This is a genomic window from Paenibacillus sp. RU5M, from assembly GCF_900221055.1.
Classification (GTDB): domain Bacteria; phylum Bacillota; class Bacilli; order Paenibacillales; family Paenibacillaceae; genus Paenibacillus; species Paenibacillus marchantiae.
Genome location: NZ_OBQM01000002.1, coordinates 447,918 through 472,213, shown reverse-complemented (window position 1 = coordinate 472,213; position 24,296 = coordinate 447,918). Strand labels below are relative to the sequence as shown.

Sequence of the window (24,296 nt, the reverse complement as noted above, 5' to 3'; positions counted from 1 at the left end):
TGGAAATGCAAGGAGGAGGACATTTAACGATGGAAAAAATACGTACACGCGATGAAGTAAACCAAGAGACTACCTGGGACTTGCGAGACTTGTTTGGGACAGACGCAGAGTGGGAGCAGGAGCTTAGATCACTGCCTGAAGCTGCTGCCCATATCGAAACATTCAAAGGACATCTGGGCGAAGGCGCTGAGCAGCTGCTGGCCTGTCTGGATGCCCGCGAAGCTTTGCAGGAACGCATTAGCAAAACAGCTTCATATGCCCGGCTGAAACAGTCGGAGGACAGTACCAATCCCGTGAATATTGAGAATTCAGCCAAGGCGGGAGACATCTTATCGAATTTGTCGTCGTCCTTGTCTTTTGTGAATTCCGAGATCGTGGATCTTCCGGATGGAACGGTTAAACGTTATATTGAAGAACTTCCGGGTTTGCAGCCGTATGCCCGCAGTTTGGATCGTCTAATTCAGGAAAAGGCACATCGTCTTTCGCCCGAAACGGAGAAGGTACTCGCTTCCCTCGGGGAAGTGCTGGACTCGCCATACCGGATCTATCTGCGTGGTAAATTAGCAGACATGACGTTTGACGATGCACTTGATGGCGATGACAATAACCGCCCGCTGTCCTGGTCATTCTATGAGAATAATTATGAAATGTCATCGGATACAAAGCTGCGCCGCTCTGCGTATGCTGCATTCAGCTCCAAGCTGAATGATTACAAAAATACGTTTGCTGAAGGTTACGCAACCGAAGTGAAGAAACAGGTCGTCATGTCCAGGCTGCGTGGATATGATGATGTTACGGATATGCTGCTCAGCCCGCAGCAGGTAAGCAAAGAGATGTATAACAATGTACTGGACATCATCCAGCAGGAACTCGCACCTCACATGCGCAGACTGGCAGCTCTCAAGAAACGTGAGTTAGGTCTGGACAAGCTGATGTTCTGTGATCTGAAAGCACCACTGGACCCTGAATTCAGCCCTGCCATTACATATGAGGAAGCCTGCACGCTCATTCGTGAAGCTCTTGCCGTGATGGGACCGGAATATGGCGACATTGTGGAGCGTGCATTTAGTGAGCGCTGGGTAGATTACGCAGATAATGCGGGCAAATCGACAGGAGCTTTTTGTTCGTCCATATATGGTTCTCATTCCTATATCCTGATCTCATGGGCAAACAATATGCGCGGAGCATTTACACTTGCCCATGAAGTGGGACATGCTGGACATTTCATGCTTGCCGGGCATTACCAACGTCTTACGAATACACGACCGTCCCTCTATTTCATAGAGGCGCCTTCGACAATGAATGAAATGCTGCTGGCAGATCATTTGTTGAAACGTTCTGATAATCCGAGAATGCGTCGTTGGGTCATTTTGCAATTGCTCAATACGTATTACCATAACTTTGTTACGCATCTGCTTGAAGGTGAGTTGCAGCGTCAGGTGTACGCACTCGCAACCAAGGATGAACCTATCACAGCGAAGACATTAAGTCAGCTGAAAGGCAACATCCTCTCCGAGTTCTGGGGGCCTGATTTGGTGATTGACGAAGGGGCCAAACTGACCTGGATGAGACAGCCTCATTATTATATGGGATTGTATCCATATACCTATGCAGCAGGTCTGACGGCATCTACCGCTGCTGCACAGCTGATTCGGGAAGAGGGGCAGCCTGCCGTAGACCGCTGGCTTGACGCATTGAAAGCGGGAGGAAGCCTTGATCCGCAAGAGCTGATGAAGCTTGCGGGTGTGGACATGTCTGGACCTGAGCCGATTCGTGCTGCTGTTGCCTATGTTGGCAGTCTGGTCGATGAACTTGAACGTCTGTATTCGTAATCAGGTTCATATAGTATACGGACAAGGCTTGTAGGGTTGTTTGCGTGCACCGTCTCCTTGGCAGGGGGCGGTGCATCTTAATTTGCAGGGAGAAGGGAACGATGATGAATGACGTCATTGAGCATATCTTCATCACTGGGCTGGTTAAGCATGGATGGCTTCGGTATTTTTGATGACATGAATGATGTTCCGGGATTTGAGGGCAATCAGGGTGGTTTTTTTGCTGGATTCAATGAGTTTGGTGCAATGAGTGCGTTTGGATCCATTTTTATCGGTGGCGTTTTTCTCATCATTGCTGGTGTCATTGTTTATGCCATTATTTCAGGGGTACGCACATGGTCATCGAATAATGCATCAGCGCTGTTAACCTTGCATTCAACGATTGTGGCAAAGCGAACGAGAGTTAGTGGAGGATCAGGGGACAGCAGTGCTTCAACTTACTATTACATTACATTTGAGCTGGACAACGGTGAACGGGTAGAACTGAACGTAGGTGGGAGTGACTACGGTATGCTTGTGGAACATGACCGAGGCATGCTGACATATCAGGGGACAAGGTTTAAGCATTTTGAAAGAGATGTGCAGCCTCAGTCCGGTGTTAGCAAAAACAGCTTTTATACGTGAAAAAATAGTGAAGCGGCTCCTCCCGAGTGGAGAGAGTCGTTTTTGGTATGGGTAAAAGAAACCAATCACAGGGTATTCAAACGCTTACAATGATGATATACTCGTAAAATAAAGCAAAACAGTATAAAACAAAAATAAACAAACAACAAAATAAAGAATAAAGTGCAGAGCAGCTATGATTGAAATCAAGAAATATTCAAGAGCGAAAATATAGTATGGGATGAAGGGCTGGTGAAGAGCGGTGAGTGTGCTGGCGTATGATTTGGGTGCTGGAAGCGGGAGAGCACTGCTGGGTCATCTGAATGATCGGGGAATGGAAACGATGGAGATCCATCGGTTCAAGAATGAACCGGTAAAAGCGGGGGAGCGGCTGCACTGGGATATATTGAGGCTGCACCATGAATTGCTGGAAGGGCTGAACCTTGTTAAACAAAAGGGAGAGCAGCCTGAAAGTCTGGGGATTGATTCCTGGGCGGTTGATTTTGGACTACTTGGGAGTCATGGTGAATTGTTGGGCAATCCATATCATTACCGTGATGCACAATTTAACGGCATGATGGATCAGGTGCGTAAGGAATTGACCTCTCAGCGAATTTTCGAACGCACAGGCATCCAGTTTCTTAGCTTTAACACACTGTACCAGTTGGCTACGCTTAAGCGAAGTGGCTCCCCACTGCTTAACGAAGCGGAGCGTTTCCTCATGATCCCTGATCTGCTTCGTTACTTTCTAACCGGTGAAGCGGTGAATGAGTTTACCAACGCCACCACAACACAGTTATACAATCCGACCACAGGACATTGGGATGGTGAATTGCTTGCACATATTGGTATTTCGGAGACGCTGTTTGGAGAAGCAGTCATGCCAGGTACTCGAGTGGGGCAGCTGCGCAGCAGCATTTGCAGTGATCTTGGATTATCTGCCATTCCGGTTATTGCGGTTGCAGAGCATGACACAGGTTCGGCGGTTGTGGCTGTTCCGGCAACAGAGCGTTCATTTGCTTACCTAAGCTGCGGAACCTGGTCACTTATGGGCACGGAGATTGATCACCCCGCCATCAGTTCCGAGAGTTTGGCGCTCAACTTTACGAATGAGGGCGGAGCAGGCGGTACGTTCCGTTTGCTTAAGAACATCATGGGTCTGTGGATTTTGCAAGAATGCATGCGTGAATGGGAACGGAAGGGACAGGGAATCAGCTATGCGGAGTTACTGAGCAGGGCGGAACTTGCTCCTCCATTTGCGAGTCTGTTTGATCCCGATGATGAGCGGTTTATGCCAGCAGGGGATATGACCTCTCGCATACAACAATATTGCCGTGATACAGGGCAGGCTGAGCCGCAAGACCAGGGGGCCATTGCCCGTACTATTCTGGAGAGTCTCGCACTGAAGTATCGGAGGGTGCTGGAATGGACAGAACAACTATCCAGACAGTCTTTTAATGGATTGCATATGGTCGGTGGGGGCATTCAGAATCGCCTGTTATGTCAGTGGACAGCCAATTCCATTGGCAAACCGGTATGGGCGGGGCCAGCAGAAGGTAGTGCGATCGGGAACATGGCTGTACAGTGGATGGCAAGCGGAGCCTTTAAGGATATATGGGAAGCCCGCAAGGTCATTCGCGATTCATTCCCAGTTACTGATTATGAACCAAAGGACAGACCAATCTGGGAAGAGGCCTACGGCAGATTCATAAGGTTGACGGCTTCGCCCAAATCACAAGCCGGGAGCGAGGTGTAACATGCTGGCAGCAGAGCGCTATGACCGGATTGTGGAGATGGTTAATGTTAAGGGCAGCATGCGTGTATCCGAGCTTAGTGAGCACTGCCGGGTAACAGAAGAGACCATTCGGCGTGATCTGGATCGGCTGGAGCAAGCAGGGCGGCTGCGCCGTTCCCATGGCGGCGCTGTCAGCGTGAAGGAAGAGCAGCCGGAGATTCCTTACCGGGTAAGGGAAACAACACATGCAGAGGAAAAGAAAAGAATTGCCCAGTCGGCTCTATCCATGATTCGTCCGGGTGATCGAATTCTACTGGATGCCAGCACGACAGCAGGGTATATGGCGGCCAATATGCCGGATATGCCATTGACTGTATTAACCAATTCCATACAGGTAGCCACTGAATTGAGCAGCAGGGAAAAGATTGAAGTCATCTCGACTGGAGGCCAGCTGGCCCAACGATCTCTGTCTTTTGTTGGACCGCTCGCGGAACGTTCTCTGGAGACATATCATGTCGATAAATTGTTTCTGTCTTGTAAAGGTGTGCATCTGGAAGGCGGAGGAATCAGTGAATCCAATGAGCTTCAGGCACGGTTGAAGCAGAAGATGGTCGGCATATCCGACCAGGTCATTTTGCTTGCAGATACGAGCAAGTTTGGAGTTCGTGCATTTGCCCGGGTAACCGGGTTAAATGCGGTTCATGCGGTGATCACAGATCAGTCGCTTGATGATGATTTGATAGAACGACTGAACAGCTATGATATCTCAATCACAAGGGTATAAAACAATACGGTATTTGATACTTATATGCGTTATAACAACAATTCATCAGTTATAGGAGCGTGTAATCATGAAGGTCTCCTTATTCATTACCTGCCTCAGCGATGCCATATATCCCCGCGTGGGGGAGGCGATGGTGAGATTGCTCGCCGCTCATGGCGTTCGATTGGATTTCCCGCCCGTGCAGACCTGCTGCGGTCAGCCTTCCTACAACAGCGGGTATTGGGATGAGACACGGATAGCCGCCAAAACGATTCTGGAAGCCTTTGATGATAGTGATTTTGTCGTCTGTCCCTCGGGCTCCTGTACGTACATGATTCATCATTATCCCGAGCTGTTTGTCGATGAACCTGTGTGGCTGGAGAAGGCTAAACGTTTGGAAGCCAAAGCCTACGAATTCACGCAGTTCCTCGTTCAGGTGCTTGGCATCACGGATTTGGGTGCACATTTTCCGCATAAGGTTACATACCATCCCTCCTGTCATGGCAGCCGTTTGTTAGGCGTAAAGGATGAGCCTATGGCATTACTTTCGGCAGTAAAAGGTTTGGAATTTGTTCCCCTTCCTTACGGAGAGGATTGCTGCGGCTTTGGTGGTACCTTTGCCATCAAAATGCCGGATATATCTGGTGCCATGGTCACAGAGAAGGTAGATCACATCAAAGAAACGGAAGCTGAAGTATTGGTAGGACTGGATATGGCCTGTCTAATGAATATCGCAGGTAATCTGCGGTATCGGAATGAACCAGTGCGTGTGATGCATTTGGCCGAACTGCTCTATGAGGGGGTGCAAACAGGATGAGTCAACCCGGTGTAATGGATGTTACCGTCAAAGAACGTGCAGAACTGGCTTTGAATGATGACTTCCTGCGGAAAGCCGTCAAGTATACGACAGAGCGATTGCGTAATGGCAAGAAGTCCGCATCCGAAGAACATGGCAACTGGGAAGAATGGCGCGAACGTGGACGTCAGATTCGTCTGCATACGATCGCACATCTGGATTATTACCTGAATGAATTCGTCAATAATGCACGTGCCAATGGAGTTCATATTCATTTTGCCGATACTTCGGTAGAGGCAGCAGCGATTGCACTTGATATTGCGGCTCACAAGCAGGCTTCTACCGTGGTAAAATCCAAGTCCATGGTGTCCGAGGAAGTGCATCTCAACCATGTATTGGAATCCGCAGGTATTGAAGCAATAGAGACCGATCTGGGCGAATATATCATTCAATTGGCGGGTGAAGCCCCATCCCATATCGTCATTCCGGCTATTCACAAAAATCGATACCAGATTGCGGACCTGTTGTCCAAGGAAGCGGGAGAAACTCTGGAACCGGACACCACCGTACTTGCCGGATTTGTACGCAAAAAGCTGCGTGAGAAGTTTCTTGAAGCAGATATAGGCATGACCGGCTGCAATTTTGCGATTGCGGAAACGGGTTCCATGGTCCTATTCGAAAATGAAGGCAATGCCCGTATGGTATCCACCGTGCCAAAAACACAGATTACCTTAATGGGCATGGAGCGTATCATTCCATCCTGGACGGATCTCGAGGTGATGGCAACCTTACTGCCACGCTCCGCGACAGGTCAAAAATTGACGATGTATATGTCAGGTATAACCGGCCCTCGCCGAACAGAAGACGGGGACGGGCCAGATGAAATGCACATTATTATCGTGGATAATGGACGTTCACTTCAGTTGGGTGATCCCGAGTTTCAGGAGCTGTTGAACTGTATTCGCTGTGGTGCATGTTTGAACACTTGTCCGGTATATCGTCATATCGGCGGGCATGCCTATGGTGGAACCTACAGTGGACCGATTGGAGCGGTACTTACACCTGCACTGAATGGCAACATCGATGAATGGAACGACATCGCGGGTGCTTCCAGTCTATGCGGAGCCTGTTATGAAGCCTGTCCTGTCAAAATTCCGCTGCATGATATGCTCGTATATTTACGCAGACGCAAGGTGGAAAAGGGCCATGGCAATAAGCTTGAGAGCGCTGGTATGAAAGGTTTTGCAGCGGTTGTATCCAATTCTAAACGCTTCGGAGCGGCTATACGTCTCGGACAGATTGGTCAGAAAGCCGTTGTACGGAATAACGGAATTTCACTTAAACTTGGGCCCCTCAAAGGCTGGAACAGCTATCGGGTTGCGCCAAGCCTCGCGAAGCGTTCCTTCCGGCAGCAATGGAACAAGCTGGATCAGGAGCTGAATCAAGACAAAAAAGAAATGGATTCTTCCGTTCGGGATCGAATGGAACAGATTCTGCGTGAGCGCGAGGGGGGCGGTGGTCAAAATGAACACTGAACATCAGGAATGGCTGGAGCAATTGGAGAAAAAATCTCGTGCGAAGCAGGAGCACTTTATGAATGACATTGCGTCCAAATTGAGGAGACCACGGCAGACACATGCTCCGACCCAACCTTTTCGAGGTGCACCCGCATTCTGGACGGATCTGGACTGGGACATAGATAAACGCATACAGGCATTTACCGATAATTTTGTGAGTGTAGGTGCTCATATTGCACGGGTAAGAGACATTGGCGAAGCTTCGGACTTTATCGCTAATAAATCTCATGAATTGAGTGCGAAATATATCATACGTCAGAATGAACAGGCGCTGACCGATCTTGGATTGGAAGAGCAACTTCCCGATGTGCAGATTGCTGTATGGAACAGCCAAGCAGAGGAGAACTGGAAGGCACGGGCAGCCGAGGCAGATATCGGTGTAGTGATGGCGGATTATGCTACAGCATATACGGGTTCCGTCACGGTGCTTTCTTCGCCAGAAAAGGGACGCTCAGTTAGTCTATTGCCCACCGTACTCATCATTATTATTCCGATCGAACGGCTCTACACTAGACTTGGTGAAACGCTTGATCGCTTCGATGAAGCGGGAAGAGAGAATCTTCCAGCAGGCATTCATTTTATTTCCGGTCCCAGTCGTTCTTCCGATATTGAAAATGATTTGACCATTGGGGTACATGGACCGGGGATTGTATATGGTCTTATTATGGGATAACACCATTTCTAAATGCATAACCTCACGAATGACTGTCCAAAAGCAGCTTTTTATCTGCGAAGGGCAGTTTTTTCTATGTCTAGTATGTCCATTATGAAAGGGATCATGAGCCATTCAATCATATGGCAGTAGATAAAAATATTCTATAGATAAAAACTATTAATATTATAATTATTATATATTTAACCTATCAAGAGAAGCGGCGTATAATCCATTCCAAGATAGGTTCATGTGAGAACCGACCAAGGAGGCGTTATGAATGAGTATATTTTCTTATCAGGTTCCATTCATGGATGGACACGTGGGCGATTTATCTGTTTTTGAGGGGAAAGTGCTACTTATCGTGAATACAGCCAGCAAGTGCAGTTACTCTCGACAATTTACGGAGCTTCAACACCTGTATGAGCAGTATCGTGATCAAGGGCTGGAGATCCTGGCGTTTCCCTGTGATCAGTTTAATCAGAAGGAGCCGGGCAACAATGATGAGATAGCTCAGTATTGTAGGAATCATTTTCATATATCCTTTCCGATTTTTGAGAAGATCGAGGTTACCGGACAGTCCATACATCCTTTGTTTCGCTATCTGGTCGATACAGCCCCATTTGAGGGTTATGACGTGGAATCGGAAGAAGGTCGGTGGATGGATCAATTCCTAGAGGAGAAACATCCCGAATTATACCGGGGAGACGGAATCAAATGGAATTTCACCAAATTTTTGATTAATCGAACCGGGGAAGTGAGTGGTCGCTATGAGACTACGGTTGCACCGATAGAGATGGAGTCAGCGATTCGGAACCTGCTGAGACAGGCCTAGTTTGAGTTTAATGAACTGTGTATCTTCGAAATTCTAGTTTTCGTTCAGAGCAAAATAATCTCTATATGGAGGGACCAAAGGGGAAATTTACTCATGCCAATTCGGATGGATACCCATTGGTCCTACGACTTTGAGACTGTTGAAGATTAGGACTGGAAATGTTAGGGTAAAAGAAAGATAACGAAGGAACCCATTTTTTTTAATCTAAACTGACCAATATACCATTTTGGTCAGTTGGTTCCGGTATGAATTTCAGGTTATCTGGATGAAATATGAAAATTTGCAGAAAATGTAGTCATGTCTGTTGATCTGAAGTCGTAGTTGAACGAAGGTATTATTTTTTAGTCGAACGTAACACTTGGAAGAGGAGTGAGTATTATGGCGCAAATTTCAGTTCCCCAACCCAAAACTTTTGGGCCTTTAGGAAACTTACCACAGTTAAATACCGATGAGCCTGTACAATCCCTGGTGAAACTCGCTGAAGAGTATGGCCCCATTTTTCGAATGGATTATCCTGGCCGAAGTGAATTGTATATTTCAGGTCACGAACTGGTAGCCGAGGTAACCGACGAATCCAAATTCGATAAACGGGTATGGGCACCGCTGGAGAAGGTACGTGCATTTGCCGGAGATGGCCTGTTTACGAGTTGGACTCAAGAACCGAATTGGAAAAAAGCTCACAATGTGTTGCTGCCCAGCTTCAGCCAGCGTGCAATGCAGGGATATCACAACAAAATGATTGATCTCGCTGTACAACTCGTGCAGAAGTGGTCCAGATTGAATCCGGATGAGACGGTTAACGTACCTGATGATATGACTCGTCTCACCCTGGATACGATTGGATTGTGTGGATTCAACTACCGATTTAACAGCTTTTACCGGGAAGAACCGCATCCCTTCATTACCAGTATGGTTCGAGCACTAGACGAATCGATGAGTTCGTTGCAGCGTTTGCGTCTGCAAGACAAGCTGATGATCACCAAAAAGAAACAGTTTGAGCAGGATATCCGTTCGATGTACTCTCTGGTGGATCATATTATTGCGGAGCGCAAGGAGCAGCCCCAGGAAGGGGCGGACGATCTGTTGTCCCATATGCTTAGTGGCAAGGACCCGGAAACCGGGGAAACGCTGGACGATGAAAATATCCGTTACCAGATCATCACCTTCCTGATTGCTGGACATGAGACGACGAGTGGCCTGTTGTCCTTTGCCATCTATTATTTAATGAAAAACCCGGATACCCTTGCCAAGGCTCAAGCTGAAGCAGATCAGATTCTGAAAGATCCGGTTCCGACATACAATCAGGTCCGCAATCTGAAATATGTTCGTATGGTTTTGAACGAAGCATTGCGGTTGTGGCCTACGGCTCCGGCATTCTCCTTATACGCGAAGAAAGATCTTGTTCTGGACGGGAAATATCCTTTGCAAAAAGGGGATAGTGTCAGTGTACTCATTCCCAAGCTGCACCGGGACCGCGACGCTTGGGGAGACGATGTGGAGGAATTCCGTCCGGAACGGTTCGAAGATCCGAGCAAGGTGCCACATGACGCCTATAAACCATTTGGTAATGGTCAGCGGGCCTGCATTGGTCAGCAATTCGCCCTTCAGGAAGCAACACTTGTGCTAGGAATGGTCCTGAAGCATTTTGAATTCATCGATCATGCGGACTATCAGTTGAAAGTGAAAGAAACGTTGACGCTCAAACCCGATAACTTCACGATTCGTGTTCGTGCACGCGGGGGGCAACCGGTCATGGCTGTTCCGGGTGTTGCCGTGGAGGAACCGACTCCGGTTGCCAAAAGACAAGAGCCGGATACAGCAAATGCCCATCACACCCCGATGCTTGTCCTATATGGATCTAATCTTGGGACTGCGGAAGGCATTGCGCGTGAAATCGCAGATACCGCAAGATATCAGGGCTTCCGCAGCGAGGTGGCTACCCTGGATGATCGTGTAGGCAAACTTCCGAAGGAAGGCGTCGTCATCATTGTGAGCGCATCCTACAATGGTCAGCCACCAAGCAATGCCAAGGATTTCGTCGAGTGGATTGAACATGCGGATGCAGGGGAATTCCAAGGCGTTCGATTCTCCGTTCTCGGATGTGGGGATCACAACTGGGCCAGCACGTACCAGCGTATCCCGCGTTTGATTGATGAGCAGTTATCTTCCAAAGGAGCAGAACGGTTATCACCGATCGGAGAAAGTGATGCCAGCGGGGACTTTGAGAAACAGGTTGGAGACTGGACCGAGCAGCTATGGCCGGATCTGGCACGAACTCTGGGCCTCAAGTTGAATACAAGCTCAGGTAGTGAGCGCAGTTCCTTGTCAGTACAGTTTGTCAGCGGACTGGCGGTAACTCCGCTCGCGGATACGTATGATGCACATGTTGCTGAAGTGCTTGAGAATCGGGAACTTCATGATGCGGGCAGTGAACGAAGCACACGTCATCTGGAGATTAAACTGCCTGAAGGCGCAACCTATAAGGAAGGCGACCACCTGGGCATTTTACCGCAAAACCCGTCTGAGCTCGTAGAACGAGTACTGAAACGATATGGATTCACAGGTACGGAACATCTGGTTCTGGATGCCTCTGGTCGCAGCGCAGCTCATCTGCCATTGCACCAACCGGTTAATCTGGTCGATCTGCTCAGTCACAGTGTGGAGCTTCAGGAAGCGGCAACTCGGGCCCAACTGAGGGAGCTGGCGGCGTACACGGTGTGCCCACCGCATAAGAAGGAGCTCGAAGCGCTTCTTGATGAGTCTGTTTACATGGAAGAAGTGCGTAAGAAACGCATATCCATGCTGGATTATTTGGTGAAATACGAAGCATGTGAGCTGCCTTTCGAACGGTTTTTGGAACTGCTGCCTTCCCTGAAAGCCCGATATTATTCAATCTCCAGTTCGCCACGAGTGCAGCCTGAGCAGGCCAGCATTACCGTCAGCGTAGTGCGTGCTCCGGCGTGGAGTGGTCAGGGAGAATATAAAGGTATAGCGTCCAACTATCTGGCGAACTTGAAGCCGGGTGAAGAGGTTGTCATGTTCATACGCACGCCTGAGTCCGGGTTCGAACTGCCAGAAACTGCAGAGGCTCCGATCATTATGGTTGGTCCGGGGACGGGCGTAGCTCCATTCCGTGGTTTCCTGCAGGCAAGACGTGTACTGAAGGAACAGGGTGAGAAGGTTGGCGAGGCGCATCTGTATTTTGGATGTCGCAACCCTGAACATGATTATTTATATAAAAATGAACTCGAAACTGCGGAGCAAGAGGGCCTTGTCCAGCTTCATACCGCCTTCTCCCGCGTGGACGGGGAAGAGAAATGTTACGTGCAGCATCTAATGAGAGATGATGCCCACAAACTGATTCCTCTGCTCGAACAGGGTGGACATCTGTATGTTTGCGGCGATGGCAGCAAGATGGCACCTGATGTTGAAGCAACACTCAAGAAAGCGTACGCTGATGTCAGCGGCAACTCCACAGAGGAAGCCGATGCGTGGTTAGAACGTTTGCAGCAGGAAGGTCGTTATGCCAAGGATGTGTGGACAGGCATCTGAGTGATACGTTCCTGATTCCAATGATTATTGATAGGCATCTGCGCGGTGAGACACAGAAGGGTTCTGTGCTCACCGCTTTTTGCTATGGCACAATATCCGAGCAGACCAATGCAGGTATGAGTTATACTAGGGAATAGAAATATGCATATCATGACATGGGGTTGACCCAGGGCATGGATCGTTTCTCTCATTGGGCGATTGCTGGCACAGATATGAATTCAGCGATGTCTGGTCTCATTATTTCTTCTTTTTATTCGTTGGACGATAGATCGATTCGACCTGAGTTAGCGGAAAGAGAATACGTGAGGAGAATTTACCTTTTCCCTGCAGCTCAATGTAATCCAGTCCAACACCAACAAGTCGGATATTGTTAAATGCGTTTCCGGATGGGAATACCGTGCGGATGCCTACCCGTATGCCTCGCCGTGCTCGTGGTACATCAAATACACGAATGGAAAACAAACTGAGTGGAATAAATAACTGCCGATTGACTTTGATAAAATTGCGCGGAAATACTTTTCTAATTATTCCAGGTTCCAGACCGGACAATGGAGCATTCAATTCTGCCAGATGTCCCTGGAACTCGGCCAGACGCTGTTGAAGTGTTTTTCCTGTATGAAGTTGGTGCCAATTCATAAGCAATCCTCCGTTCGCCATTTATACCTACTATATGAATGGACGAGGGCAAGAGGTGAGCGAAATGGCGCCCATGTTACTCATGATAAGGTACAACTTAAGATATAGGGAGTGATTCAGATGGACGTGGAAATGTATAAAGACCTCATTCGGGATGAACGTGGCAACTATTATATCGCGGTACAGATAGAGGGTAATGAGCTTACGCTTGTCAACGCATTTGTTGAAGCATCGTTTACACCGGAACTGATCTATAATGAAGAATTTCGTAATAAACATAAAGAGATGGAAGGCGGCTTTGTAGTCAAAATTGCAATGGACCTTCTCCGGCATGATGTGGTCATGGGTTTGAAACAAATGGACAGAAAGCTGCTGGAGCTTTCGGAAGTTGAACAGAAGTACACGGTGAACTATATAGATACGATTGAGTTCTATCGCCACCCTGCGTGGGAGCGGAAAGCATAAGCGAAGGCTCATTTTCGTGGACAGTCCATTAGGATAGTAAAATCGTAAAAGCGCAAGTACAGGGGAGCTACCCTTGCCACTTGCGCTTTTGGCGTTGCAACTATTCATCGGGAAACGCACTAGCGATAGGAAGGATAGATGATGCCGATATCCCGTTCTGTTTTCAAGCTTCCCTCTATATACCGCTGGAGTTCATTTCCTTTGATTCGAATCGGAATGGATGTTCCTCGATAGATCAGTTCACCCTCAATCGTGCGCACGCTCATTCCGATGACGCCTTCCAAATGTCCACCCTGATCCGTAATTAACCGAATTCCTGCTGGCCCCTCCATAAGAATCTTACCATCCTGATATACCGTTACCTGTTCTGGCGTGTTCACCAATTCAAAATGCAGCCCACTCACCGTACGGCTGTACGCCGTATGACCAGCGATTTCTTCGCCATGATCCATGTCGATGGGGAGAAGACCGGTAAACCACAGTTGATCCGATCCAACCGGCATGATGCCGCATAACCGTTCCACATAATCAAGCAGGCAAAGAATGGAGGGGGAATAGGTTTCCGTAAAACCCTCCTCCCCGGTCCATGGGCTTAAAGCCTGCGCAAAGCGCGTTGCTTTGGAAAGGGACGACAAGATGGGTTGCAGTACCCAGGTCAATTCCACATAGCGATGGTGATATTCAAAAGCATGTGGTGCACGGATCAGACTCAGGAAGTTAGATGCTCCACCCCAGCTGTTATAAGAGGAGAACGGATCGAACCGTGGATCATCCATCGACATGGAGGTGAACGGGTATTTGGCGAAAAACTTACTTGTATTCAGCAAATACCGGCGCAGCATGTTATCAAACAATTCACGGTCGCCCACCTCGCAGGCCATCACGCGCAGCAGCACATCGGACTGTACCCTGACGAATTCGTCATTGCGATCCCTGTCGTAGAAGAACATATCCTCTTCGTCATAACAGTAGCGGAAGAGACTTTCCAGACTGGCTTCAGCTTTTGCTTTCCAATCACCACCAGACTCCCCAAGTTCCTCAGCCATTCGGGATAAATACATGCGCTGGCAATATATATTGGCGGTTAAGTCTGGTGCCAAAAAAGGCAGGACCGGAGAGTCCGGATGGTAGGACGCAGCATCATTCATATAAGGTGTATCCGGGACATGCCAGAACCGTGGGGACAGATCATGCCCGGTATCAAAGGTACTAAATGCCTCCACACAGCCGGTCCCTCGGGTATTGCGATACGTTGCAATCCATTCGTCGTATTGTACCATGGCCTTGTACATGGTCTTCAGGAAGGAAAGGTTCTTTCCATGAAGCAGGTAGTGGTTCCATACGCTTCGTGCCAATGGTGTAACGAGCTGAATCTGGCGAAAGGATGGACCGTTCTCCGTTAGCTTATAAGGTAGCAATCCATCTTCTCTTTGGTGTCGGGCAAAAGCAAGATAGGTCGTTTCCGATACGGAAGGAATCAGACGTGACAGCAGTTCCGCATTAATGGTGCCCGTACTCTCCAGCCAGCAACCCAGATAGATGCCACCTTCCTGAAGAATGGGCTCAATGCCGTTCAGGGGCACAATGCAAGTCAGTAACTTCTCCAATGCGGAATAATAAGTTGCTTCCAGTCTTCCACCAGTTGCCGCGAATTGAACACCCGACGCCTGCCATTCCTGTATTAACTTTTGATCTTCCGGTTTACCTGGCTGCACATGATCGTGGATCGAGATCTGACGCAGCTTGTTCAGCAGGGCTTCTGTCATGTCGACCTCCTTATAGCTAGCGGTTATTTATTGATTGGATTCAAAGATTCGTACGGTGCCATTATAGAAGTCAGTCACGGCTTGCTCCACACTTTTTCGGCCAAAGCCGATTTCCTGGTTGGTTGTCTGGGCCAGCTTGGAGAATTCAGCGAATCCCGGAGGATTATAGCTCACGTCAAAAGGCTCCGTTTTTGTAGCTTCAGATACAAAGCTGGTGTAATTATATACAATCTCTTCAACAGGTCCCGCTTCTTGTTGAAGCAGATTGCGGTTGGCTTCCGTAACGGGCACGCCGCGGTCGTTGCCGAGAATTTTGGCTGCGTCCGGATCATTAATCCAGAAATCCATCAGGATCGCGACTTCTTTTGCATGTTTGGTATTCGCATAACCGGACAACCCCTGACTGGATTCAAATACAACCCCAGTTCCTTTTGGACCCCGTGGTACAGGCAAAAGAATTAACTTATCTTCTGTGAGACTCTGGAAAGCAGCCAGTTGATTCGAAGGAAGCAGGCTCATAGCCGCCTTGCCCGTAATAAGCAAGGATTTACTCGTATCATCCGGTGGGTTGGAAACCTGCAATTCAGGCGTGACCACACCTCGGGATTTGGAAGCCTGCTCCCAGTAAGTGAACCATTCCAAAATGTCTTCTTTTGCAAATCCGAGCGTGCCATTCTTCATATCATATAGCTGTTTGCCGCGTTGTTTCAAAAAGATATCCATACCGTCAACTGTGAAATTATAGGTTCCATAAAAGCCCTTACCGAGCTTGTCGGACAGCTCTTTGCTGATTGCAGCATAATCTTCCCAAGTCCAATCCGAAGCTGGCAAAGGGATTCCCGCTTGATCGAATAGCGCTTGATTAACGACAATACCCCGTGCATTCGCACCTGCGGAAATATGCTGCAGCTTCCCATCAAGACGCCCATATTCAACCATGGTGGCATCCATGCCATCCAGATTCAGTTCACTACCGACATAAGGGTCCAGGTTCAAAAGTACATCCTTTTTGGCGTAGTCAACCACATTACCCCCAAGGAAGAAAATATCCGGTGCTGTGCCTGACGCCAGCTGTGTATTCAACTTGTCGAAATATCCGGAGGAAGGGGCAAATTCACCTACAATTTTAATATTCGGATGTTTCTCCTGAAAAACCTTCAGGGCTTCGTTCGTAATATCTGCCCGTTTTTGATCGCCCCACCACATCATGCGTAGTTCGACTTGCCCGTCTTCAGCAATCTTTGTTCCTTTCTGCTCATCAGCGCCGGTATGATCCGTTCCAGAGCAGGCAGTCACCAATAACAGGAGTGAAGCTATAACAGTGATCATTAATCGTTTGAACATGAGAAATCCCCCTGACAATAGATAATGAAAAAAATAATATCTGTTGTACACGTATTGCGTCTGGACAGGTATTTTCGTAATTTCGTAATCACTTCAGCCCAGTCGTTGCAATTCCCTCTAGAAAATAACGCTGAAATACCAGAAAGATGATGGTCACAGGCAGCAGAGACAGCGTGGACATGGCGAGCAGTGCGCCCCAATCCGATTGTCCCGATGGATCAAACAATGACCGAATCCCCAGCTGTACGGTAAACAGATCAATTTTGCTCAGGTAGATCATCTGGCTAAAGAAGTCATCCCAGCTCCAGATGAAGGTGAAGATCGCTGTTGTGATCAGTGCAGGAACGAGAAGAGGCACCACGATTCTGAAAAAAATCTGAGATTGCCCGCAACCGTCAATGGTTGCACTCTCGTCCAGCTCCCGTGGAATACCACGGATGAATTGAACCATGAGCAGAATGAAGAAGGAATCCTGTGCCAGCCACTTGGGCAGAATGAGCGGGAAATACGTATTAATCCAATGCAGCTCGTTATACAGAATGTACTGAGGTACCAGGGTTACATGGTAAGGAAGCATGATGGTGACCAGCATAATGCTGAACCACAGGCCTTTGAACTTGAACTTTAATCTGGAAAAGGCGTAGGCTGCAAGGGAACAAGAAATCACATTTCCCAGCACACTCATGACTGAGATCAGTGCCGAGTTGCCGAAGAAGCGGCCAAACGACACCCCTTGCAATCCTTTCCAGCCATTCACAAAATGATCGAGGGTGAAGCTGGTTGGAATCAGGCTGCTATTGGTGAAGATGAGATGATTCGGTTTAAATGAACTGAGAATTAACCATAACACCGGATACAACATCAACAGACCGAAGAGGATAATGGCGACATGCCTCCCGGCTTGAACCAAACGTCGCTTTAGTGGCATGTGTACTATCTCCCTTCCTGATTGTCGCCGTAGAACACCCAGAATTTCGAGGTGAGGAAGACGATTGCGGTGAATACCCCGATAATGACCAGCATGATCCACGCCAGGGCAGAAGCATAACCCATATCAAAGAACGAGAAGCCTTTCAGATACAGATACAAGGTATAGAACATTGTGGCGTCGAGCGGGCCTCCACGTCCATCCCCGATCACATAAGCGGGTGTAAAGGCTTGAAACGAATTGATCATGCTCATGATCAGGTTGAAAAAAATAACAGGCGAGAGCATCGGAAGTGTGATGCCGAAGAATTGGCGTACCTTTCCTGCCCCGTCGACGTCCGAAGCTTCATATAAATCGGCTGGAATTTGCTTTAGGCCAGCCAGGAAGATAACCATGGCCGAACCAAACTGCCATACAGAGAGTGTGACGATCGTATAGACCACATAATCGGGATGGGCAATCCAGGCGGGTCCGGTAATTCCGAACCAGCTCAGAAACTGATTGACCAAACCACTTCCCTCAAAAATCTGACGCCAGACGATCGCAATAGCGACGCTGCCTCCCAATAGGGAAGGGATGTAATACACGGTCCGGTATAAGCCGAGTCCCCGAATCCCTTTGTTCAGCGCCATCGCTACAAGTAGGGCGAAGGCAAGCCTTAGCGGAACGGATAGAAATACATAATAAAACGTTAGCCCCAAAGATCTGCGAAAGGTATCGTCTTCGGTAAAAATCTGGACATAGTTTCTGAGCCCCGTCCACGTTGGTGATGTTAACAAATTAAATTTCGTCAAGGACAGGTAGAGCGACGCAACCATCGGTCCGAGTGTCAGACAGAAAAGTCCGATGAGCCAGGGCAGCAGAAACAAATAGGCAGTCATATTCTGCTGGCCGTATAACGGCTTGGACAGCTTTCTCATCATAGGCCTCCCTTCAGGGTTGGATGTGAATTCGTGATCACCGCAGAATTGAATCCGCTTACAATATTTACGGTGATTCTCTTGGTAAATTCATCATACCGGGGAGAGGGAGAAGCCGGAATCTCATTTCTTCGGATCATGGTTATCAATTTTTTCGGAATGCAGCAAACGATAATCCGAAGGACTTATGTTGAACATTTTTTTGAATTTTGAACTGAAATAGCTTGGGGAACGGAAGCCTGTCAGCTCTGTAACATCCCAAACGGTTAGTTGGGTTTCCTTCAGTAAACGTATGGCATGTTTCATTCGCACCTCGGTTACATATTGAATAAAAGAGATGCCGGCAGCTTCTTTGAATATCTCTGAAAAATAGGTAGAGTTGTAGTTATATTGCTCAGCTAACGAAGTTAATGTCAGTTCCAACATGTAATTTTCCTCGATATATCGTTTGGCTGATTCAATGACCGTATCTTCTCCAACCTCGGATGGCTGCTGTTGATTCACAAAATCTTCCACCCAATGCATCAGCAGCAGTTCTGCCTGGTCTGGAGTCATTAGCCAAAGCACCCATTCCGGGGAAATCCACGAGGATTCGTGTTCGAACAATAATGAAATTTGAAAAAGGCTTCGGATCATATGGGTAGTGGATATCCGAAATGAGTCAGCAAGCTCCTTTCGAATCACGCTGCGGAAGGAATCCAGCTCTCCACGAATGAGGAAACGATGCAGCATGCGACTGGTTTCCTCAGGCAGTAATGGACTATGATCTACTACGGGCACACGGTCCTGTGTACCTTTGCGTCCAGCAGAGTTCCAAGCCAAGAGGGAATGAATATAACCTTCTTTCCAGCGCTCAAACCCAGACACGGACAATCCCAATCCAACTTGTACATTCATCGTTAAGACAGAGTGGGTCTGTGCTGTGATCTGCTGAGCAAATTCGTGCTGAATACCTTCCAATGTTATGAAATGCATAATTCCAGGGTGGGCTCCGTCATGGAACACTTGCACATTATCTGGATAGGACTGGGCCATTTCGTGACAAAGCAGCTCAAAGGGAAGGTAGAGCTTTTCGGGAACACGTTCCACTGAGGCAGTCTGTATACCGGAGTCTCGCATGCCAGCGGTGATGAAACAGACGCTGTGATCCTGCCAGGATTCCAGATGAAACAGCCGCATTCGCTCTGGCAGTGAAGAAGGTGGGAGGCGATGTCCCCTAACAAGATCAAGCAGGAAACGTTGCTTCATTTCTTTGTAATACTGGGAGAGACGCCATTGCATCATTTCGGAATCGCCGTGCAGCTGTTTCTTTTTATCCAACTCATCTTTGATTTTATTTAAAGTGGTTTTCAGTTCATCCCGGGTTACAGGCTTCAGCAAATAGTCCATGGCCTGGCTGCGCACACCTGCTCTGGCATAGTGGAAATCTTCATATCCAGTGATGATCATAATTTGAATGGAAGGATTAAGGCTTCGGCAAACGTCCAGTAATTGGACGCCATCCATGACAGGCATGTTCATGTCTGTAATTAACAAGTCAAAATGTTCAGCTTTCAGAAGCTCTTCCGCTTCGATGCCGTTTGCTGCTTCACCTGAAATGATAAAGCCCATGTCTTGCCAGTTCACTTTCAATTTTAGTCCTTCGCGAACCTCGATCTCGTCATCTGCGATTAATACGTTGTACATCATATTCCTCCTGTGCAGGTAGAATCAGTTCAATTGACGTGCCGTTATACTCTCCGTTCTCGATCTGAATGTTAAACAGACTTCCGTAATGCAAGCGGCAGCGTGCAACTACATTACCGAGCCCAATGTGCCAGCTTTGGCTTCGCAATAGGGGTTCCAGCTGAGATGTTTCAACAGGATCATGAATTTTCTGAATGATTTCGGCTGGAATCCCGGGCCCATTGTCTGAAATGTTGAAATGCAGGTGGTTATTCCGTTTGGAGATCCGGATGTGTACCTCTGCCGTCGTCTGATGCTGGAAGCTGTATTTGACGGCATTCTCAATAAGCGGCTGAAGAATAAATTTGATGATGACCAGGGAATCCAGCCTGCCTTCCTGTGTCAGAGTAATGTCCTGCTTATGACCGAAACGGGTTTGCAGAATGGAGATATAGTGCCGGATATAAGCCAGTTCCTCTGCAAGCTGTACCCTGTCGTCACTTGTATTCATGGAGAATCGCATCATTTTGCCCAGATCCTCAATGACCTGAACTGTATCATCTGTTCGGCGCTGCATGGCGAGACTGCTCACAAGTTCCAGCGTGTTAAACATAAAATGGGGATTAATCTGCATGAGTAGCGCTTTATACTCAGCTTGCTGGCGGAGCAGCTTCAACTCGAATTCATTCTGGATGTGCTGTCGCAATCGGCTGATCATGTAGCGGAAAGTGGAGATGGCATAACTGACTTCGCTTTTTACATTTTTGTCCGGAGGTAGAAGGGACTCTGCTTGATCGAATGCGCCGCGTTGTACCTGTCTCATGGCCAATACCAGTCGTGTTAAAGGTTTGGTGACGCCATAAGAGAGCCAGGCAGCGGCAAACAAAGAGACGAGAATGAGAACAATGGTGACCACCAGAATGGTACTCTGAAGTTTGTGAAGAGAAGAATATAGCTCTTTTTCCGGTGCCAGACCCGCCAGCATCCAGCCCGTACGCCCTAGCTTTTTGTATACCAGAATGTCAGGTTGTCCTTCATCATTGTTCAGGTACACCACACCCGATTTGAGCGAGTTGTTCCGAATCTGATCGATTTCTGCTAAAGCTTCGGCACCAAGCTGATTGGCCTGTTGGGAAAGAATAGGGCTTCCTTGTTCGCCCAGCAGAAAAATAGTGCTGCTTTCGGCCAGATGGATTCGGTTAAGCGGTTCCAGAAAGTAAGATTCGCTGACATTAATTTTCATCACATTTTGGGCTGTAGCATGGTGAAAGGTCCCAATGGGCATCAGCAGGCTAACTACCGGGTTGCCGTGATCCCTTATATTTTCATGTTGATCGGTATGTGCAGGCAGCCAGTGATTCCCTGAGATAAAGAAATTTTTATACCATAATTCTTGCAAGAAGAGAGGGTCGGTCGTTACTTGATTTTCACTGCCAATCCTCAGCCCGTTTCGTCGATAGATGGATACATCGGAGATACTGGTGTAGCTGTTCGTAGCCTGGGTCAGAAAACGGCTCATCGCCAGATTGACAAGCATCTTTTCCCCTTCAGGAAGGTTGGGGTCACTCATCGCGTTATCCCAGTTCTTGGCGGTATCGCTGTTGAAAACAAGAGAAGCTACATCATAGATCTGCATTTGAACCATATCGACATAGGAGCCGTATTCCTCCATCTTCTCAAGAGCAGAGGATTCAATGTAAGAGCGGATCACGGTACGTGATTCCTTAAAGAGTAGGAAGGAGAGTGTGCCAAAACAAAGAACGAAGAGCACAACGATAAAGGCGATCAGGCGGCTTTTTAATGAGAAAAACATGGGTTCCTCCTTAAGCGAATAGACTTCAAGACCGTCGTCAAAATGGGAAAAAGACTGCGTATCATACGCAGTCTTTGAATTAAATGTGGTTGGAGCTGCCTTGCGTTCCTAGAAACGAACCAGATTGTTGATGCGAACAGGTAAACCAGTTGCGATAGCGCGATTGGCTGCAATTCCGGTGAGGATGGATCTTGCTCCGTCGAATTGGTTGGCAGCGCGGTGGTAGGGATCTTCCGCTGGCTCTCCAAACAGATCATTCAGAAGTACAGGATCACCTCCGCCATGGCCGCCTTCTTTTTCCTCGACCTGAACCTCGTATGGGGCATCGAACATGGGAAGGACACGCAGTGTTTTGCCAATCAATGCACCTTCAAGATTTTTGTCACCCAGCGAGTTAACATAGGATTGTTCCACAATGTTCATTTCGATCCGGCCTTTGGTGCCGTTAATGGCGATGCGATAACCTTCCCACGGCTGGTATGCAACCAGTGAATAGGTCAATATGGCTTTATTCTGATACTGGACAAGAACGCCCATCGTATCCTCGATGTTGATGCCATCTCCGAATACGCTTTGATCCCGCTGGTAGCCGTCTTCCGGCTCAGCATCCAGATACATGGCTTTGAGATGTGCATCCGAATCCAGATGCAGGGCAAAAGGATCTTCTTGCGCAAGCGGGTTGCCTGTTGCACGAGTGTAAAACTGGGTCACGCCTCGTTCCTCTGCGTTTTCTCTACCATAATACATGAGATCGCCGAATGCGAAGACGGTCTCAGGCTGCGAACCGATCCAAAAATTGACCAAGTCGAAGTGATGCGTGGATTTGTGTACGAGCAGTCCGCCACTATTACGCTTGTCCCGGTGCCAGCGGCGGAAGTAATCTGCGCCATGGCGCGTGTTCAGCAGCCATTCGAAGTGGACCGAAGTCACTTTTCCGATCGTGTCATTCTGAATCAATTCCCGTATTTTGGTATGGTGCGGTGCATAGCGGTAGTTAAAGGTGACGCGTATGTTTTGTCCAGTCCGTTTGACGGCATCAAGAATATTCTGACATTTATGCTCATCGATGGTCATGGGCTTCTCAGTCACAACATCACAGCCAAGCTCCATTGCTCGAATGATGTATTTGTGGTGGGTGCGGTCGATACTGGTTACAATGACGAAGTCCGGCTTCTCGTTCTCAATCATCTGATCGAACTGATCTGCAGTATAGGTTGGCACCTCATTGTATTTATATTTTTCCCTCAGCAACTGATTGGCGTAATTCATGCGTATCTGGTTAATATCGCAAAAAGCTGCAAGTTCGGATGTTTCCCTGAAATTTTGAGCTAATGCTCCATAGAAAAATTCAGCACGGCCGCCTGTTCCGACCAATACATAGCGTTTTTTGTTACTCATGTCTATCGCCTCCTTGAATATAGCTCTAGACTATAACAAGGAAGCACTTCTTTCGCCGCTTTTTGTGCGTAATCGCTTTCAAATGCCGCTTATTTTGCTATAATTCAACTAAAGGGGGCAGCTGCATGATACAGACATTTCGAGCGGATTACAATGATCCCACCGGATATTTGAATATCGAATATGATCGCCGCGTTGGATATTTTTCTATGACGGATGACCATCTGCATGACCATTATGAGCTGTACTACCTGCTATCGGGTGAGCGCATATACTTCATCAAGGATCGAACTTACCGGGTCCAAGCCGGAGATTTCGTATTCATTAACCGGAATACCGTTCATAAAACGATGGAGAGTGGAAGGCCAGATCATGATCGAATTGTTCTGTATATCAAGCCAGAACTGTTCACCGAATTAGCCATTTTACCTGAGCTGGCAGAGGGCCTTAAGGAGCCATTCGGCTGGAATATTCCCATTCTGAGGCTTCCTTCACAGGTAAGTGAAACAGCGGACCGAATGGTCAGTGAAATGATTGATGAGATGGTCCATAACAGAGCTGGAAGCAGCCTGCTGCTGCGTCACCGATCCGTTGAACTGCTGTTGTTTGCTTACCGTAACAAACATTTGAGCACCGTGCACTCGGCCGACAGTGAGCCGGTTCTGCATCCCAAGGCACAGGCAGTGGTGCGTTATCTCAACGATAACTATCAGCAGGATTTAGCGCTGCGGGAGGTTGCTGCATTATTTCGAATTAGTCCCCATTATCTAAGCCGTTTGTTCAAACAGACTACAGGTTTTACATTCAGCGATTATCTCAATCTGCTTCGCGTGAAGGAGGCGCAGCGTTTGCTGCGTGAAAGCGAGGATTCCATAACCGAGATCGCTCTGCGAGCGGGATTCAGCAATTTTTCACATTTCGGGAAGATGTTCAAGCGCACGGTTCAGGTGTCTCCGAGGACATATCGACAGGAGTTTAGAGAAGTAGGTTCGACGAGAGTGCTGAAATAGGGTGGG

The 24,296-nt window shown here is 48.0% G+C and carries 19 protein-coding genes; 11 read left to right on the top strand and 8 right to left on the bottom strand.

The window, feature by feature from the left end; all coding sequences use genetic code 11:
- Positions 1-29: 29 nt before the first annotated feature.
- The 9 genes from pepF to CRO25_RS07725 all read left to right on the top strand — a co-directional run bounded on the left by pepF (position 30) and on the right by CRO25_RS07725 (position 12,345).
- Positions 30-1,832, top strand: coding sequence for an oligoendopeptidase F (gene pepF / locus CRO25_RS07765; protein WP_079694556.1), 1,803 nt, complete (start codon positions 30-32; stop codon positions 1,830-1,832).
- Positions 1,833-1,949: 117 nt separating this feature from the next.
- Positions 1,950-2,456 (top strand): DUF2500 domain-containing protein, encoded by a 507-nt coding sequence (locus CRO25_RS07760; RefSeq protein ID WP_256863603.1) that lies wholly within the window; start codon positions 1,950-1,952, stop codon positions 2,454-2,456.
- 241 nt (positions 2,457-2,697) lie between these two features.
- The gene (locus tag CRO25_RS07755) at positions 2,698-4,191 is read left to right on the top strand and encodes a rhamnulokinase family protein (protein WP_079694554.1); all 1,494 of its coding nucleotides are present in this window, start codon (positions 2,698-2,700) and stop codon (positions 4,189-4,191) included.
- Position 4,192: 1 nt separating this feature from the next.
- Positions 4,193-4,954: a DeoR/GlpR family DNA-binding transcription regulator gene (locus CRO25_RS07750; protein ID WP_079694552.1), complete on the top strand. Its 762-nt coding sequence runs from the start codon at positions 4,193-4,195 to the stop codon at positions 4,952-4,954.
- Positions 4,955-5,021: 67 nt separating this feature from the next.
- Complete coding sequence (locus CRO25_RS07745; RefSeq protein ID WP_079694550.1) at positions 5,022-5,750, top strand: (Fe-S)-binding protein; 729 nt, start codon at positions 5,022-5,024, stop codon at positions 5,748-5,750.
- Positions 5,747-7,264 (top strand): LutB/LldF family L-lactate oxidation iron-sulfur protein, encoded by a 1,518-nt coding sequence (locus tag CRO25_RS07740; RefSeq protein ID WP_079694548.1) that lies wholly within the window; start codon positions 5,747-5,749, stop codon positions 7,262-7,264. Before CRO25_RS07745 ends, CRO25_RS07740 begins: the two co-directional genes overlap by 4 nt.
- The gene (locus tag CRO25_RS07735; RefSeq protein WP_079694547.1) at positions 7,254-7,979 is read left to right on the top strand and encodes an LUD domain-containing protein; all 726 of its coding nucleotides are present in this window, start codon (positions 7,254-7,256) and stop codon (positions 7,977-7,979) included. The genes CRO25_RS07740 and CRO25_RS07735 overlap by 11 nt, the downstream gene beginning before the upstream one ends.
- Before the next feature lie 259 nt (positions 7,980-8,238).
- The gene (locus tag CRO25_RS07730; protein ID WP_072732510.1) at positions 8,239-8,793 is read left to right on the top strand and encodes a glutathione peroxidase; all 555 of its coding nucleotides are present in this window, start codon (positions 8,239-8,241) and stop codon (positions 8,791-8,793) included.
- Positions 8,794-9,171: 378 nt separating this feature from the next.
- Entirely contained in the window at positions 9,172-12,345 is a 3,174-nt protein-coding gene (locus CRO25_RS07725; protein WP_079694546.1) for a bifunctional cytochrome P450/NADPH--P450 reductase, read from the top strand.
- 237 nt (positions 12,346-12,582) lie between these two features.
- Here the strand turns inward: CRO25_RS07725 and CRO25_RS07720 are convergent, their stop codons facing one another.
- Complete coding sequence (locus tag CRO25_RS07720) at positions 12,583-12,981, bottom strand: hypothetical protein (protein WP_064638911.1); 399 nt, start codon at positions 12,979-12,981, stop codon at positions 12,583-12,585.
- A 120-nt stretch (positions 12,982-13,101) separates the two neighbouring features.
- Between CRO25_RS07720 and CRO25_RS07715 the strand changes: the two genes are divergently transcribed.
- A complete protein-coding gene (locus tag CRO25_RS07715; RefSeq protein ID WP_079694545.1) occupies positions 13,102-13,446 on the top strand; it encodes a hypothetical protein in 345 nt (114 codons plus the stop codon).
- Positions 13,447-13,565: 119 nt separating this feature from the next.
- On the opposite strand, the gene CRO25_RS07710 is transcribed toward CRO25_RS07715, so the two are convergent.
- The 7 genes from CRO25_RS07710 to CRO25_RS07680 all read right to left on the bottom strand — a co-directional run bounded on the left by CRO25_RS07710 (position 13,566) and on the right by CRO25_RS07680 (position 23,280).
- Positions 13,566-15,212, bottom strand: a complete 1,647-nt coding sequence (locus CRO25_RS07710; protein WP_079694544.1) for a hypothetical protein — start codon at positions 15,210-15,212, stop codon at positions 13,566-13,568.
- A 27-nt stretch (positions 15,213-15,239) separates the two neighbouring features.
- Positions 15,240-16,556 carry an ABC transporter substrate-binding protein gene (locus CRO25_RS07705; protein ID WP_079694543.1) on the bottom strand — a complete coding sequence of 439 codons (1,317 nt, stop codon included), beginning with the start codon at positions 16,554-16,556 and terminating at the stop codon, positions 15,240-15,242.
- 88 nt (positions 16,557-16,644) lie between these two features.
- A complete protein-coding gene (locus CRO25_RS07700) occupies positions 16,645-17,484 on the bottom strand; it encodes a carbohydrate ABC transporter permease (RefSeq protein ID WP_072732514.1) in 840 nt (279 codons plus the stop codon).
- 5 nt (positions 17,485-17,489) lie between these two features.
- Positions 17,490-18,404: a carbohydrate ABC transporter permease gene (locus CRO25_RS07695; protein WP_079694542.1), complete on the bottom strand. Its 915-nt coding sequence runs from the start codon at positions 18,402-18,404 to the stop codon at positions 17,490-17,492.
- Positions 18,405-18,527: 123 nt separating this feature from the next.
- Entirely contained in the window at positions 18,528-20,090 is a 1,563-nt protein-coding gene (locus tag CRO25_RS07690; protein WP_079694541.1) for a response regulator, read from the bottom strand.
- Complete coding sequence (locus tag CRO25_RS07685) at positions 20,065-21,882, bottom strand: sensor histidine kinase (RefSeq protein WP_079694540.1); 1,818 nt, start codon at positions 21,880-21,882, stop codon at positions 20,065-20,067. Before CRO25_RS07685 ends, CRO25_RS07690 begins: the two co-directional genes overlap by 26 nt.
- Before the next feature lie 108 nt (positions 21,883-21,990).
- Positions 21,991-23,280 carry a Gfo/Idh/MocA family oxidoreductase gene (locus tag CRO25_RS07680; RefSeq protein WP_079694539.1) on the bottom strand — a complete coding sequence of 430 codons (1,290 nt, stop codon included), beginning with the start codon at positions 23,278-23,280 and terminating at the stop codon, positions 21,991-21,993.
- 125 nt (positions 23,281-23,405) lie between these two features.
- On the opposite strand from CRO25_RS07680, the gene CRO25_RS07675 reads away from it, so the two are divergent.
- Entirely contained in the window at positions 23,406-24,290 is an 885-nt protein-coding gene (locus tag CRO25_RS07675) for an AraC family transcriptional regulator (RefSeq protein WP_079694537.1), read from the top strand.
- Positions 24,291-24,296: the final 6 nt, after the last annotated feature.